This window comes from Acinetobacter sp. DL27, from assembly GCF_055810995.1.
Map to the genome: position 1 here is coordinate 2,764,651 of NZ_CM147947.1, position 15,188 is coordinate 2,779,838.

At 42.7% G+C, this 15,188-nt stretch carries 18 protein-coding genes; 4 read left to right on the top strand and 14 right to left on the bottom strand.

Features of this window, described 5'->3' with window-relative positions; genetic code table 11:
* The first annotated feature begins 103 nt into the window (after positions 1 to 103).
* Entirely contained in the window at positions 104 to 568 is a 465-nt protein-coding gene (locus AC0KVP_RS13340; RefSeq protein ID WP_004694947.1) for an Lrp/AsnC ligand binding domain-containing protein, read from the top strand.
* An 84-nt stretch (positions 569 to 652) separates the two neighbouring features.
* Positions 653 to 1,396, top strand: a complete 744-nt coding sequence (locus AC0KVP_RS13345; protein ID WP_473337260.1) for a sporulation protein — start codon at positions 653 to 655, stop codon at positions 1,394 to 1,396.
* 98 nt (positions 1,397 to 1,494) lie between these two features.
* Here the strand turns inward: AC0KVP_RS13345 and AC0KVP_RS13350 are convergent, their stop codons facing one another.
* Complete coding sequence (locus AC0KVP_RS13350) at positions 1,495 to 2,139, bottom strand: HAD-IA family hydrolase (RefSeq protein ID WP_473337262.1); 645 nt, start codon at positions 2,137 to 2,139, stop codon at positions 1,495 to 1,497.
* Between the two features lie 93 nt (positions 2,140 to 2,232).
* Between AC0KVP_RS13350 and AC0KVP_RS13355 the strand changes: the two genes are divergently transcribed.
* A complete protein-coding gene (locus tag AC0KVP_RS13355; protein ID WP_473337265.1) occupies positions 2,233 to 3,000 on the top strand; it encodes a hydroxymethylpyrimidine/phosphomethylpyrimidine kinase in 768 nt (255 codons plus the stop codon).
* Between the two features lie 120 nt (positions 3,001 to 3,120).
* Here AC0KVP_RS13355 and AC0KVP_RS13360 read toward each other — a convergent pair whose 3' ends face one another.
* The 9 genes from AC0KVP_RS13360 to rpe all read right to left on the bottom strand — a co-directional run bounded on the left by AC0KVP_RS13360 (position 3,121) and on the right by rpe (position 10,064).
* The gene (locus tag AC0KVP_RS13360; protein ID WP_228254591.1) at positions 3,121 to 3,774 is read right to left on the bottom strand and encodes a nuclease-related domain-containing protein; all 654 of its coding nucleotides are present in this window, start codon (positions 3,772 to 3,774) and stop codon (positions 3,121 to 3,123) included.
* Positions 3,775 to 3,895: 121 nt separating this feature from the next.
* Positions 3,896 to 4,381 (bottom strand): methylated-DNA--[protein]-cysteine S-methyltransferase, encoded by a 486-nt coding sequence (locus AC0KVP_RS13365; RefSeq protein ID WP_183174419.1) that lies wholly within the window; start codon positions 4,379 to 4,381, stop codon positions 3,896 to 3,898.
* A 33-nt stretch (positions 4,382 to 4,414) separates the two neighbouring features.
* Positions 4,415 to 4,732, bottom strand: a complete 318-nt coding sequence (sugE, locus tag AC0KVP_RS13370; protein WP_010325989.1) for a quaternary ammonium compound efflux SMR transporter SugE — start codon at positions 4,730 to 4,732, stop codon at positions 4,415 to 4,417.
* An 82-nt stretch (positions 4,733 to 4,814) separates the two neighbouring features.
* Complete coding sequence (locus AC0KVP_RS13375; RefSeq protein ID WP_148826663.1) at positions 4,815 to 5,132, bottom strand: DMT family transporter; 318 nt, start codon at positions 5,130 to 5,132, stop codon at positions 4,815 to 4,817.
* A gap of 233 nt (positions 5,133 to 5,365) precedes the next feature.
* Positions 5,366 to 6,292 (bottom strand): copper resistance protein B, encoded by a 927-nt coding sequence (locus tag AC0KVP_RS13380; RefSeq protein WP_183174420.1) that lies wholly within the window; start codon positions 6,290 to 6,292, stop codon positions 5,366 to 5,368.
* Positions 6,279 to 6,572: a hypothetical protein gene (locus AC0KVP_RS13385; protein WP_183174421.1), complete on the bottom strand. Its 294-nt coding sequence runs from the start codon at positions 6,570 to 6,572 to the stop codon at positions 6,279 to 6,281. The genes AC0KVP_RS13380 and AC0KVP_RS13385 overlap by 14 nt, the downstream gene beginning before the upstream one ends.
* Positions 6,559 to 8,427 carry a copper resistance system multicopper oxidase gene (locus tag AC0KVP_RS13390; RefSeq protein WP_473337267.1) on the bottom strand — a complete coding sequence of 623 codons (1,869 nt, stop codon included), beginning with the start codon at positions 8,425 to 8,427 and terminating at the stop codon, positions 6,559 to 6,561. Before AC0KVP_RS13390 ends, AC0KVP_RS13385 begins: the two co-directional genes overlap by 14 nt.
* Before the next feature lie 45 nt (positions 8,428 to 8,472).
* Positions 8,473 to 8,946, bottom strand: coding sequence for a hypothetical protein (locus AC0KVP_RS13395; RefSeq protein WP_183174423.1), 474 nt, complete (start codon positions 8,944 to 8,946; stop codon positions 8,473 to 8,475).
* 431 nt (positions 8,947 to 9,377) lie between these two features.
* Complete coding sequence (gene rpe / locus AC0KVP_RS13400) at positions 9,378 to 10,064, bottom strand: ribulose-phosphate 3-epimerase (RefSeq protein ID WP_004694978.1); 687 nt, start codon at positions 10,062 to 10,064, stop codon at positions 9,378 to 9,380.
* Between the two features lie 178 nt (positions 10,065 to 10,242).
* On the opposite strand from rpe, the gene AC0KVP_RS13405 reads away from it, so the two are divergent.
* A complete protein-coding gene (locus AC0KVP_RS13405; RefSeq protein ID WP_010325984.1) occupies positions 10,243 to 10,518 on the top strand; it encodes a DUF2218 domain-containing protein in 276 nt (91 codons plus the stop codon).
* Between the two features lie 17 nt (positions 10,519 to 10,535).
* Here AC0KVP_RS13405 and AC0KVP_RS13410 read toward each other — a convergent pair whose 3' ends face one another.
* From AC0KVP_RS13410 to AC0KVP_RS13425, 4 genes are all read right to left on the bottom strand, one after another.
* The gene (locus AC0KVP_RS13410; protein WP_473337271.1) at positions 10,536 to 11,591 is read right to left on the bottom strand and encodes a M48 family metallopeptidase; all 1,056 of its coding nucleotides are present in this window, start codon (positions 11,589 to 11,591) and stop codon (positions 10,536 to 10,538) included.
* A gap of 10 nt (positions 11,592 to 11,601) precedes the next feature.
* Positions 11,602 to 12,711, bottom strand: coding sequence for a YjgN family protein (locus tag AC0KVP_RS13415; protein ID WP_004694984.1), 1,110 nt, complete (start codon positions 12,709 to 12,711; stop codon positions 11,602 to 11,604).
* A gap of 125 nt (positions 12,712 to 12,836) precedes the next feature.
* On the bottom strand, positions 12,837 to 13,673 hold the full coding sequence (fghA, locus tag AC0KVP_RS13420; protein ID WP_473337274.1) for an S-formylglutathione hydrolase: 837 nt from the start codon (positions 13,671 to 13,673) through the stop codon (positions 12,837 to 12,839).
* A gap of 23 nt (positions 13,674 to 13,696) precedes the next feature.
* Complete coding sequence (locus AC0KVP_RS13425) at positions 13,697 to 15,073, bottom strand: C13 family peptidase (protein WP_176537205.1); 1,377 nt, start codon at positions 15,071 to 15,073, stop codon at positions 13,697 to 13,699.
* Positions 15,074 to 15,188: the final 115 nt, after the last annotated feature.

The following is a 15,188-nucleotide window of genomic DNA, read 5'->3' on the forward strand; positions in this document are numbered from 1 at the left end:
AGTATATTTTTAGGTTAATAGTTTTTTTCACTGTTTTTAACATTATAATCTAGGTAAATCGCCATTTTTGTCGCGCTAAAATTCTAAACATAGGAAATTTATAATGCGTAAATTAGATCGGATTGATCAGCAGATTTTAGACATTTTGCAGCGCGATGGACGAATTGCGATTAGTGAATTGGCCTCTCGCGTCAACCTCTCAACCACACCCTGTTCAGAACGTGTCAAACGCTTAGAGCGCGATGGTATTATCATGGGTTACTACGCACGCCTCAATCCACAACTGGTCGATCGAAACTTATTGGTATTTTTAGAAATTAAGCTATCGGCCAAGTCTGGCGATGTGTTTGATCAAGTGGCACGTGACTTGGTCGAAATCCCTGAAGTTTTAGAATGCCATCTGATTTCAGGTGAATTCGATTATTTAGTCAAAGCCCGTTTAAAAGAAATGAGTGCCTACCGACGCCTATTGGGTGATTTACTGAAAAAACTGCCCTCTTCAGCGTCATCGCACAGTTATATTGTGATGGAAGAAGTCAAAGAAAGTTTTTATTTGGACATTCGCTAACAGCTTATTAAAAATATGCATTTTAAAAATGCATTCACTTTAAATGTTTAAAACTTATCGATTCCCTATTGGAAGTTCTGCACCATGTTTAACAAACTCATGTCTAGTCTTGGCTTACAAGGCATTCAAGTCGATACTCGTCTACACACCACCGCGCCACAAGCGGGTCAAGCCATTCAGGGTGAGGTTATTTTTAAAGGTGCAGCGTCTAATAAAATTATCAACGGTATTTATTTAAAGCTCATGACCACAGCCGAGGTTGAGTCAGACGATGCTGAGTACAATAGCGCGTTAAGTATTGCCGAATGGCACATTAGCGGGGCTTTTGAGTTACAAGCCCATCAGTCACATGCATTTCCTTTTTCGATTCAACTGCCCTTTGAAACGCCAGTTACAGATGTGCCTTGCCGCATCAATAAAACTAGAGTGTGGTTACATACGCATTTAGATGTGGACTGGGGACTCGATGCCACTGACAAAGACTATTTACAAATTTTACCGACACCGGCTATGCAGGCGTTTATTCAAGCCATGCAGCAATGCGGTTTTCAGTTGATGAGCGTCGATGTTGAAAAAGGTCAACTACGTGGCAACGGCTTCCACTCGAGCATTGGTTGTTATCAAGAACTTGAATTTAAACCTACGCAATTGTTCAACAGCATCAATGAAGTTGAAGTGTCCTTTGTGGCAGAGCAACATCAAACCCATGTGCTTTTAGAAGTGGATCGTAAATTTCGTGGTGATGGCTTCAACAGCCTTACCATTCCCCATCAGCAAGCCAATCCTGCACTGTTAGTGAATGAAATTAGACGTATATTGGGACTTTAATTTTTAATCCCTGCGCACGACTGTTTTTTATGTATAAAAGTCGTGCGCAGTCGAAAAAGGCGTTATTTAAATCCTGTCCGAATTAAATTCTGTCTGAGTTAAATCAAGTCCAAGATATCAGCAAAGGTTTTAATTCGTGCTTTAGGTGCGGCTTCCGTCAACTCTTGATCAGAACCATAACCGTATTCCACCGCAATGGTTTCAATACCGTTGCGACGTGCACCCAAAATGTCATGCTCACGATCACCAACCATCAGACACTCTTCTGCTTTTAACTGCTCTTTTTCTAAAATATAAGCAATCAAATCTCCCTTATTGGTCCGCTCACCGTTCAGTTCACTGCCATAAGGATGCACAAAGTATTGCAGTAAATTGAAATGCTCTAAAATTTGACGGGCATAGACTTCTGGTTTTGCTGTCGCCAAATACAAGTGATAGCCCTGCTCAGTCAGTTTTTTTAAGGTCGGTTCAACATCGGCAAATAAATGGTTTTCATATAAACCTTTCACCGCAAATCGCTCACGATAACCCAATAAAGCTTGCTCGGCCAAAACATCGTCCACTGCAACATTTAAGAGTTTTGCCAAAGACGCTTTTAGTGGTGGCCCAATAATCCAGTCAATGTTTAGATCTTCAGCAATGGGGTGTCCGACTTTGTTTAAGCCATAACGCGCACTGGTGGTAATGCCAACTTTCGGATCTGTTAAGGTTCCATCTAAATCTAGCAAAATATATTTAATCACAGCTGATCCTTCTTAGGCTTTAAATAAAATACTATCGAGAGTTCTGCCAAAGTTGCCTATACTATCGCAAATTTTCGCAACAAGGATATTTCTGTGCGCGCAACCGTACTGTGCTTTTCTGGTTTAGACCCTTCAGGTGGTGCTGGTTTACAGGCCGATATCGAAGCGATTGGTCAAAGTGGTTCGCATGCAGCCATTGCGTGTACAGCACTCACTGTTCAAAACTCGCAACAAGTGTTTGGCTTTGAAGCGACGTCAAAAGAATTGCTGTTAGCTCAGGCGAACGCTGTTGTCGGTGATTTACCGATTAAAGCCGTAAAGTCTGGCATGTTAGGCACCACAGATAATATTGCAGCACTGGCTGAGTTTCTACGTGAACATCCTGAGTACAAGTATGTGCTCGACCCTGTTTTAGTGGCAAACAGTGGCGGTTCACTGGGTGATCAAGCAACATTGGTCAAAGCCTTTGTTGAGCTGATCCCATTGGCGGACATTATTACCCCAAATACAGTTGAATTACGGGCGTTAACGGGTCTCGATGACTTAGCTACCGCAACGCAAAAACTGTTTGAAATGGGTGCCAAAGCGGTACTGGTCAAAGGTGGTCATGAAGACACACCAGACTATATTCGTAATGCCCTGTTTGTGAATGGCGAGCTCATTTCTGAAACTCGCTGCCCGCGTTTAGCAGGCGAATATCACGGTTCAGGTTGTTCGCTGGCGAGTTTTATTGCAGGTCGTTTGGCGCAAGGTGACAGTGTTAAAGTTGCAGTACATCATGCCGAAACATGGCTCTTTGGCGTATTAAAACAGGCAGAAACACCTGTTGAAGGCGGTCAAAAAATTCCAAAGCGTTTTTAAGTTAGAAAAAAACTGCAAAGGTAAAAGCCAGTCCATTAAGAAATGGACTGGCTTTTTTTTTAAAATTCTAGATTTTAGTTTTCGGCACAAAATGAATGAGTCACCTTTGGAATGGAGTATTTAACCATCTTGATGGCGTTGTTTTAAATGTGCCACATGCTCACGGTTGGTTTTCCATGACTTTTCTAACACTTCTTTTTCAATCCGAAGCTGAATCCGTTTCAGTTTCATCGCTGGAATCACCACTGTGTCAAAGGTCTTAATATAATCGACCCATGCTTTACCTTTAAATACCGTACTGGGCATCGCAGTTTTAAACTCGCATTCAGGCATGAACACCACAGTAGAATGGATATAATCTACATCGACAATATCTTGCAACACACTTTGAAGCACTTTGACGTGTTTATAATTTTGATGCAGCGGATTTTGAAATTTAAAACTCTTTTTATAAATTTTCTGCGTCCACATCTTTTGACGTTCACCACCAAAAATCCAGCCCTTATAGTTTTTGGTTTCAATCACAAAAACACCAAAGGGACTCAATAGAATATGGTCTATTTGAGTTGTCCCTCCCTGCTCATCAGGCAAAGTCACATCGTTAATTAAAATATAACGCTCATCCAAATATAATTTCACATGCGCTTGAACTGCGAACTCACCGAATTTTCCTTTCAGATAAGGCTTAAACGCTTTTAAAAGGCCGATCCCGAACAAGATCAGTAGCATCCACCACAGTTCTGAAAACACATTCCCCACAATTTGACTCATCATATTATTCATCGTTATTTGAGTTAGAGACACGATTCTTTAAAAGAATACAGATTAAAACATAAGGCACTGATTTTTAAATTATTAAACTAAAATACGAGCGTAAAAACTCCGAAACACATGCTTAATTCGCATTTTTCTCAAGTTTCAATAAAATATCTTTATTGTCCAAACCGCCTGCAAAGCCAACCAATTTTCCATTCGCACCTACCACCCGATGGCACGGCGCAATAATTGAAATCGGATTTTTGCCATTGGCTGCACCCACTGCACGAACGGCTTTGACATTGCCGATCTGTAGCGCAATATCTTTATAGCTTCGGGTTTCACCAAACGGAATTTGTAATAAAGCCTGCCAAACTTGCTTCTGAAAATCTGTCCCCGCAAAATCCAAAGGCAAATCAAAACCTTGACGCTTTGCAGCAAAATACTCGCTCAACTGTCGTTCAGTTTCCAGCAAAATCGGATGCTGATTGTGTTCGATCAGCTCAGCTAAACGTACCCGTTTTGGGTTTTCATTTTCCCACAATACGGCAACCAAGGCTTGATCATGTGCCACCAGTCTCAGCACCCCGACAGGAGATGGCATATATTTAAAAAATAAGCGCATGGTTCACCACAAAAATTGTCTATGTATGCAACATTATGACGATGAAAGTTTCATCAGTACAAGCCCAGAAATAATTAAAACCGCTGCGAGCATCCGCATGGCATTGGCAGGTTCACCTAAAATCAAAATCCCCACCAAAAATGAACCTATCGCGCCAATCCCTGTCCAAACCGTATAGGCAGTGCCCAAAGGTAAGGTCTTCATGGCATAAGACAGCAGCGCAAAACTGGCCACCATAAATACGAGGGTTAAAATACTCGGTGTCAGTTTAGTAAAACCATCCGATACTTTCATTGCATAGGCCCAAACCACTTCGAGTAAACCTGCAACTATTAAAATCACCCACGCCATACGCAAAACACCTTTTATTAAAAGCAGAAACAACAAAGCTTCAAACGAAGGATCGCTTGAAGCTCTACATATTTGAATGAATTTAGCTGGATGAGAGTTTCATCAAAATCAATCCCGATACAATCAGCACCGCAGCAAACATCCGTATAGCTGTCGCGGGCTCACCTAAAATAAAAATCCCCACCAAGAAAGACCCTATCGCACCAATTCCAGTCCAAATGGTATACGCAGTCCCTAGCGGCAATGTTCGCATTGCATAGGCCAGTAAACCAAAACTTAAAATCATGAATACAATGGTGATGATGCTGGGTGTGAGTTTGCTAAACCCTTCAGACAGCTTCATTGAATATGCCCAAACGATTTCAAACAGACCCGCAAAGATCAGAAAAACCCAAGCCATGCTACTGACTCCTCTTTACTAGAGTCAGGCCGTCCTGACGAATTTTCTCAATATGAGGGAGGTCGTTCCTCCTAAATATGCCTCAAATTATAGCAAAGAGTGCACCAAAATGAATTATTTTCACACTTAGAAATCATTAAAGCGCAAAAAAGAGTGATCCGAACCAGCAGATCACTCTTTCAGCACAACCTTGGTGCAATCTCAGATATTTACTTTAAACCTAAACGTCCGACTTAAAACTTAAAGCGAAGACCCATTCCATACTGCCAACCTTTCTCTTCATCACTTTCAGCTTGCCAAGCCGTCGCTTCATTGCCTTTGCTATATTCATAGGCAATGTCCACATAAGGCATGACTTTTTTGCTGATCTCATAGCGTGTTTCAAGACCAGCGGCTGCGCTACTGAGACCTGATTTTTTGGCATATTTAGAGTCATCACTGAAAATAATATTCATATCTAAATAAGGCTTGAAAATCAGCTTTTGGGTCAGTAACAAGTCCCGCTCAGTTTCTAAACTAAACGCAGTATAGTTGTCTGCACCAGCATATACGTAGGCATCGGTTTCAAAGAAATACGGCGCTAAACCATGTAAGCCAAGTACCCCATCCACTTTGTCTTCCGTATCCCATCCCTGCTGTTGACGCTCTACTTTTTCAGCCCGGTAACGAGCACCTGCCTGTACATCCCAAAAGTCTGAGATCATACGGCTATACAGCACTTTGGCATCATACTCAGCCTTATGCGCTTCCTGCTTATCCGCATGTACTTTGATAAACATCTTATTTTCATCTGTGCCGATACGAGTTTCAAACTCAGACTTTAAACCACCATCGCCATCTTCATTCAGTAACCATTTGTTATCGACAGTGGTGACCGCATAAATTTGCGCACCGTGCTCTTTGCGGTGATCATGCGTATGTGCTGTTGAATCATGATTCATCTGCTGCACATGTTGTACGCTAGACTGTGGAGCAGCTTGAGGAAGACTGGTCATCGCCTGATGCTGTGTATGTTGTGACATAACAGAGTCAGTGGTCATGGACATATTGACGTTTGCTTCAGCAGGCATATGATGCCCTTCATGCGCCATAGCCGCAGCACTCATCAACACGAAAGAACTGCTTAATATGCTTTTAGAAAAAAGATCAATGGTGCGCATGATAATCCCCCTTCTGAACATTTGGCTGCTTGCTTGGTTGAGCCTGAGCTTGCTTCTCCGATGAAGACTGACCCACCGCATTTTTCTGTTTCAGCATCTGATCATGCTCATCGGTACTATGCTGATGATGCTCATGCGCCATTTCTTTGGACTGAGCTTGACTTGTTGGTTTGGCTGTTTGTTTTTCATGCTGTACATGAGATTCGGCAGCCATAGCAAACGAACTCAATAAGACACTAAGAGCTAAAGTAAAACCTGAAAAAAGATTAGTGATGCGCATGCTCATCTCCTTTTAGCTCAGCTTGAGCTGCTGTTTTTTGCCCTTGAATTGGGGTGGTGGACACTTGACTATCACTCACATTGGCCACAATCAGTTTATTCATCATGCCTGAGCTCATGTGGTAAAGCAGATGACAGTGAATGGCCCATTCGCCTAACTCATCTGCGGTCAGTAAAGCAGTCACTGTTTTGCCCGGTGGTACAATCACGGTGTGCTTATTCGGCATATCAACTGCGGCTTGCCCATTTTCCAGTTGCATAAACATACCGTGCAAATGCATCGGATGCGCCATCATACTGTCATTGATAAATTTGATCCGAATACGCTCGCCATACTTCACTTTCAACGGTTCAGCGTCGCTAAATTTTTTCCCGTTGATGGTCCACAAATAGCGCTCCATAGTTCCACCCAAACGAATCGCTAACTCGATCGTCGCCTCACGGGTATCTTTTTGAGGCTCTAAAGATTTCAGATCGCTATATTGCAATGCCTTATCACCTTTAGGAGTAGAGGCATTCGCCCACCCATAAACTGGTGTAACAGCTTTCTGTACCGAACTTGCTGTCGTATTCTGTTGCGCATGACCCATCTGTGTATGATCCATTTCAGGCATCGCCGCATGATTCATTTTTGAATGATCCATTTCAGCCATCGCCGCATGATTCATCTTCGAATGATCCATTGCAGGCATCGCTTCATGATTCATCTTTGAGTGATCCATTTCAGGCGTTGTTTCATGGTTCATCTGTGAATGATCCATGCCTGAATGTTCTGAGCCGTGCCCCATATCTTCCATGGTTAACAATGAGCGTGGACGTGGCGCAGGCATATGTATGCTCTGTGCCATTGGAGCCAACTCATTGTGTAAAGTTCCAATGGCGTAGCCTGAACGGTCAATCGACTCTGCTTCAATTTGATAATGCCCTGCTTTCGGTTCCACAATCACATCATAAGTTTCAGCAGTTCCAATCCGAAACTCATCCACAGGAACGGGTTTAACAGGCTGACCATCTGCACTGACCACGGTCATTTTTAAGTGAGGAATACGGATATCAAAAAATGACATGGCTGAAGCATTGATAAAACGCAACCGAACCTTCTCATTCGGCTTAAACATACCTGTCCAGTTCTGCTCAGGCGTTTTACCATTAATGAGGAAGGTATAACCCGTGACATCTGACAGATCCGTTTTTAGCATGCGCATTTGGTTCCACATGGAACGGTCTTGCCACGCGGCTTTTAAGCCCTCACGTTGCACTTGCTTCCACACGTCAGCAACGGTTTCACGCTGATTTTGATAATACTCGGCAGAAATTTTCAAATTCTTCTGAATCTGTTCACTACTCTGCTCATGAAAGTCCGATAGCATCACCACATAATCACGCTCGGCTTTTTCATGCTGAGCTAAAGGCTTTTTGTCTTTGGGATAAATAACCAATGCGCCATACAACCCGTCTTGTTCCTGTCCTTTAGAATGCGCATGGTACCAATAAGTGCCACTTTGGCGCACTTTGAACTTATAGACAAATTCGCTCTTCGGCTGAATACCATTAAACCCGTTAAAACCTGGTACACCATCCATCAGCCCGGGCAAAAGCAAACCATGCCAGTGGATCGATGAATCCTGTTTTTTTAAGTTGTTTTTAACCCGAATGACCGCATCATCGCCCTCCTCAAATTCAAGCAGAGGTGCAGGAAACTGCCCATTAACGCTAATGCGTTTTAACGACTTTCCCGTTAAATTGACGGGACTTTCATCAATGACTAATTGGTATTCTTTGACTGCGGCAAAGCTCCAAGAAGATGACATCAGACACGCCCCAAGGATGAGGCTTTGTTTAAATTGAATAGACATGACTAAATCCTAATAATTTTAAAAATAAAGTTTTAAAAATCAGGATTAGGCTTTAGGAGGACGTAGAATTTCTTGCCAATAGCCCACTAAATGTTGAGCTTGATAACGAAAATGGGGGGATGATTGTACTAAAGCGGCTTCAAGCTGAACGAATGCAAGTGGTTCAACGTCTAAAAGCGTCAGCATCGTTTGGCAGTGATACTGTGCACACTCCTGACACTGAACTTGCTTATTTTGCAGCATATCCGAGGCATGACAGTTGCTCTTCGCTGTCATGTCGCTTTGAGTCATATGCATTTGATGTCCAGAGACTGGACTCGATGGTTTTGTTTGATGACAGTCCGGCATGCTTTGCATACCTGTTGCATACGCTGAACTTTGCTCACTGGTTGCAGCCTGCATACTGAGCTGCATCATTTGATGCATCGGCGCTGCCGAAGCTTGGGCAATACCACTCCACCCCATTACCAAAGTAATGAGTAAGACAAACCAAGAATGTGTCTTGAGCAGTGAACGCACAATCAATCCTATTTAGTCAGTGAAGAATGATATTTCAACGCAACAAAACGTTCTGTGCATGTAAATGCCTGACCTTTTGTTGCTGATCCCAATCAACAGGATAAGCAAAGAATGGCTTATACACAAGATTATAAATTTAAATTCAATTACTGCGACAGTTTAGCCACTACGCACACTTAAACAATAAAGTTATTTTTTAAACAGCGCTATTTTTAAGTAAAGATGAATAAAGCATCAGTAACAATCAGGCTTTCACACCATAAAAAAGGACTCAAATGAGTCCTTTTTATACATTTAACGTCTAAATACTAAACCATTGCTGTGTAAACGTTTGAATATTAATCAAGTTATCCATATCGTTATCAACATAGATATCCACCAGTTTATCCATAAAGTTATCCACAGTCTGTATAGCATTTATACCTATGAGCTTAAACCTTTACCGCACCCACTTTTGCAAGCTCTGCACGCATATCATCAATCACAGCTTTATAATCTGGCTTTCCAAAAATAGCTGAACCAGCAACAAACATATCTGCACCCGCTTCCGCAATCTCGCGAATATTTGCAGGTGACACACCACCATCCACTTCTAAACGAATATCACGCCCTGAAGCATCAATAATTTTGCGTGCTTCACGTAGTTTGTCTAAAGTCATCGGAATAAACTTTTGACCGCCGAAACCAGGGTTCACACTCATCAACAAAATTTGATCGACTTTATCGAGCACATAATCTAAATAATGTAACGGCGTTGCTGGGTTAAAGACCAAACCAGCTTTTGCACCGCCTGATTTAATCAACTGTAAAGAACGGTCAATATGGTCAGAGGCTTCTGGATGAAAGGTAATAATGTCCGCGCCTGCTTCTAAGAAGTCACCAATCATACGATCGACAGGTTTGACCATCAAATGCACATCAATTGGGGCTTTGATGCCGTAGTTCTTGAGGGCCTTACAAATACCCGCACCAAAAGTCAGGTTTGGCACATAGTGGTTATCCATCACATCAAAGTGAACCACGTCTGCACCTGCTGCAAGTACATGTTCAACGTCTTCACCTAAACGGGCAAAGTCAGCAGAGAGAATAGATGGTGCAATTAAATAAGGCTTGGACATGCGCGTACCTGGCTTATACAAAAGGGAATAAAGGCATTATAGCAAATTCAGCTTTTGAACTGGGACTTGTGAAAAAAGAAAGCGTTAAGCTTTCTAAATTTGCAACGTAGCGTTGTAACATTCAACTTTTCATTTGACTTGAAACTGTTATGGTAAGAGATCAATCGACGAGGTAAATATGAAAAGTACTGCGGATATTGTCACGACAGATGCGGCTCGAATTGCAAAACGACTGGTGAATCATTGGAAACATAAGTTTGAAATCGAACAAGAACCCAGTAGTTTTACCATTATCATGCCTGAAGCCCGCGTACAGTTAAGCCCTCAAGCCGAACATTTACATGTCAGCATTGAGGCGAGTGAAGAGAAACTGAGTCACTTAGAGCACGTAGTCTTAGACCACCTGATCCGTATGGGACAAACGCCACTCACGGCAACATGGACACAAGTTTAAGTCAGCGGCTGAATGAATTAGTTTGATAACCGTTGCTGTTGGTTAAATTGGCGAATAGCCGTAATACGCTCTTGGGTCGCAGGGTGACTTTGGAAAAATGAACCAATGCCACCTTCCTCCTCGTCTTCGGACTTCCCTTGCGGCTGCTTTCCTTCCTCTTCGGCACGTGCATCATCTTCCATACGTGCCAAGAAATTCGCCAAATGTAAGCTTGAAATCTGGTTTTTATCCAAGACATGCATTGCATATTGGTCAGCATCACTTTCAAAATTGCGTGAATAACTGGCACCAACCAAAGCCACAGGCAAAGTTGTAAATAAGGCTGAACTGTCCCCCGTCACCGCAATCAACAGCACACTAAAACCTAAACTGGATAAGGCTTGCTGTAGGCTATGTCGCTCGACCAAGTGCCCTTGCTCATGTGCTAAAACGCCAATAATTTCATGATCACCTTTGGCAAGGTTGACCAGTTCATCGGTCAGAATAATGGTGTTGTTTGGCAGCGCTAAAGCATTCGTTCCAATTTGTCCGCCTGCACGAAACAGTACTTTGGCAGGTTGCCCATTGGCAACAAGGTCTTGATAGCTTTGTATGATTTGTTTTTGACGTGCAAGAGGGATAGTCGAAAGTGCCGTCAGATTAAACACTTGTTCTTGCGCTTCATCACCGAGTTTATAGATGGTATCGGCAGGTAGTTGCATCGCGACATAATGTGCTGCGCTTGGAATACCCCATCTTAAAATGGCGAAGATAAAAGCGGCAACAAACACCACACTAAATAAGATGAGACTTGGTGAGCGTTCTAATTTCCAAATCGAATGCTGTACATGCTTTTTGTTCAGCTCAAACCAGTCAGGCAACGCTTGTGGAAATTCAATCCGTGCATCATCTTTCAACTCAATCACAGGTTGAATCTGCCCCAATGCCCCAATCAACTGCATATCGGCATAGTAATAACGACGCTGCTGCTGGTTATAACAGATCAACACCGTTTCTCGGTCTATAGGTGCAATCGTGGCTAGATAAGGCTTAGAAATCTGCCCATCGTAAAAGGTGATGTTTTGTTCCTGCATTTAAGCCCCGTTACAGCGAAATATCGATGTCAAAAATATCACTCAGCTCTTCAGCTATCGCATTCGGGTCATCTTGAGCCAAATTGTACATACGATCTGGATCATTTTTTAGGGTTAAAGTTAATGACTCAATTTGATACTGATATAAACGTACCGCAGCCCATGCAGATAACAAACCGAGCGAGAGGATTTTTAAAATCCAGTTGGTCATCACGATCCATGCATAATGCATCTGACCACAGTCCGTTTGGAAAGGACTACGCCCCAACGTGGCTTTATTCCATGTGGTAATAAAAATACGCGCCATCATCAACGGCCAAATCATAAAAGCAGCAATCATATAAATCACCGCCACGATGATCCCAAACTGGGTTGGAGAACTGCTCCCAACTTGAAGAGTGAAGGCAACGAATAATCCTAAAACAAAGACGATTCCAATAAACAAAAACACAGGGACGTACATAGCACGCATATAGTCAGGCCAATCGGCATGTAACTCAAAACGTAATTGCCCGAGTTGTAAATTATCCAGCGTGTATTTTTTAAAATACCAAAACAGCACAGGGAAAAAGATCCCAAGGGTAAAGATGTAAATCAAAATGCCTTTCAGCGCCAAGATATAGGCTTCTTTGGTTGTGCCTGTAAAATAAAAGCGGCTATTGCCAAATTTACTGTTCCGCGCTCGGAAACGAATGGTTGAACGCACCAACCACGGAACCAATAAAAAGATGATGAGGAAACCAATTAAAGAAGCTTGCCAAGATACCTGAGCCAAAGCTGAAGCGCCAAAGTACACGCCCAAAGCAATAATTCGACCAATCAGGATACGTGTAGGTACACCCGTAAAATCAAACTTGCGGCGATAAAACACCGTGTTGCCATAAAAATAGCGTAAGCGTCTAACCTTCGCCCAAGGCGCATATAAACTGAAGGTAACAATGGTCAATAAGATATTCACAATCCAAATGCCAAAGTACTCTCGGGCATTACCACGGAACTGGAAACGAAAGGTCTGTCCCAAATAGGCGTTTGGCTCATCCGTGGGAACGGCTGGTGGAGGTGGCCAGCTTGCTTCAAAAGAAGCCTCTACAGGTGGCAAAGATGCCTCTGAATTTTGCATGTATACCCTATCTATTATTTTACTGTTTTATTTTTAAGAACAAAAAATCAATCACCCAACCATGTTAATGCCAGTGCTGGATGATTTCTAGTCAAAAATTAAGAATAAATATGACAAATCAAGATTTAAGATTCGAGCTGTACGGCATGAAACTGCAGGTGATCATCAATAAAACTTTGAATAAAGTAATAACCATGGTCATAGCCTGCATGTTCACGAAGCGTCAGTGGCTGGCCCGCAGCCTGACAGGCTTGCTGAAATAATGCAGGATTGAGCTGGCTATAAAACTGATCATTCAAGCCCTGATCAATTAAAATATCGGCAAAATGGGCTGTTTTTGTTTGCACCAAAGCGCTTGCATCGTGTTTCTGCCACTCAGCTTGATCTGAACCTAAATAGTTTGAAAACGCTTTTTTGCCCCAAGGGCATTGGCTTGGTGCGCAAATCGGAGCAAATGCAGACACCGACTTAAACTTCTCAGGATATTTCAAGGCCAAGGTTAAAGCACCATGACCGCCCATGCTGTGCCCGAAAATACCTATACGCTCTGCTTGTACAGCAAACTGCTGAATCACCAAATCATACAACTCTTCAGCGACATAGCTTTCCATCTGGAAATGCTCAGCCCACGGTGCTTGGGTGGCATTGATATAAAAACCTGCCCCTTGCCCAATATCCCAATGATCACCTTGCGCAACCTGTTCACCACGAGGTGAAGTATCAGGCGTTACCAAAATCAGACCTAGCTGAGCTGCTAAACGCTGTGCGTGCGCTTTAATGGCAAAGGTATCTTCAGTACAGGTTAAACCTGCCAAATAAAATAATGTTGGACACGCTTGCCCTGCTAACGCTTGAGCGGGTAAATAAATACCAAACTTGCTCTCGCCTTGAAGGCTGATGGAATTAAATCGGTAAATACGCTGTTCACCATCAAAACTACGGTTAGATTGTACTAATTCCATCAGGGTTCCTTTTTAGATCCAAATTAAGGGGTTGTAACAGCTTTAGGTGGAAACAAGCGCTGTTCAAGTTGTGGAAGCATCAGCTCCATATTTTTACCCATCGACCACTGAGGTTCAGACGGTTCAAAACCTTGTGCTGTTTCCCATTGGCTCACAGTCTTTTGTGCTTGGCTAAAAGCAGTTTCTATACTGTTTTGTTCACGCATTGCTTGATCAAAAAACGCCCGACCAAAATAAGTATAATCTGCTTCATTGGTACAACCAAAAGACTGACGGTCTGCGGCCGAAGCGGTAATGATCAAAGTATTGTCATTTTGCAGTGCAGGCACAAAACTCCCAGAGAAACACGATGAAATAACAATCACACGCCAGCGAATGCCCGATGCATCTAAGGTTTCGCGTAACCATTTCGGGTCGACCTGAGTTAAATCTAAAGGTGCATTTTCCATTTCGAACTGGTTCGGTAAACCATGCGAAGTCATATATAAAAATAACACATCGCTTTCACGGTTCATCTGCTGTCCCATACGACGCAGCGCCATTTCAATACTGTGTTTAGAGGCAATCGGAATTTCTGTTCGTGTAGCAGGGTTATTCACCAACATCATCGAACGGCCCAACGTACCAAAACGCGTGTCGAACTGTTCTTTTATTCGCTCGACTTCTGAGCGAAATACATCTTGATAACTCGCTCCTGCCACACCAAGGAAGTACCAATGTGACTGGGCAAATTCACCATATTGCACAGACTCTAGTGCTTTATTCAGTAAACGACTTTGTGCATAAAAGGCATCTTCTGCAAAGGTTGGTGGCGTTTCTTCTACTTTCCAAATCGGCTGACTGGTCACTGACATTTGCCAAACCACAAGGGTAAACAGCGTAGCCAAGACAATCAGAGCACGCTCCCACCAAGGCCATTTCAGCTCACGCGAAAACACCCACACCACCGCCAAACTCTGCCAAACAAACAGTACCATGAACACATTCGGCAGGTAGTCGTAGAAGAAATACGGCAGGACATCGATCATGCCTAAATATTGGATAAAACTTTGTAATAACGCGATATGCGTATCCAACACCAACCAGAGCAGTGCTGGCACCAACATCAAACGCGGATTATTCACCCGTTGAGACAGAAAAATCCCGACAATCAGGGCAATAAAAGGCCAAAGTGCGTAACTGACCAAACCTTGTGGGTTAAAGTCACCGATCTCTCCTGCGCTCAACCAGCTAAATAAAGTATTGGCTGAGCCACCTAAAATCCCCCAAAAAATGAGCTGCATAATCGAAGGATGGACAATTTGCAAAGAACGTCGTGAACCCAGAAACAACCACATCCCCGCAGTTTGGTTGCTTTTAAAATCATGCCAAAAGTTGATGGAGGGTTTGAAGTCGATCATAAGATTCTAATTAAATTGTGACTTGCGTAGGGACACACTAAGTTTATGCTTGATCAGCATTTTATCAATGATGTTTTTAACTATATAACAAATCTTTGCATACTTTTGAAGCAAT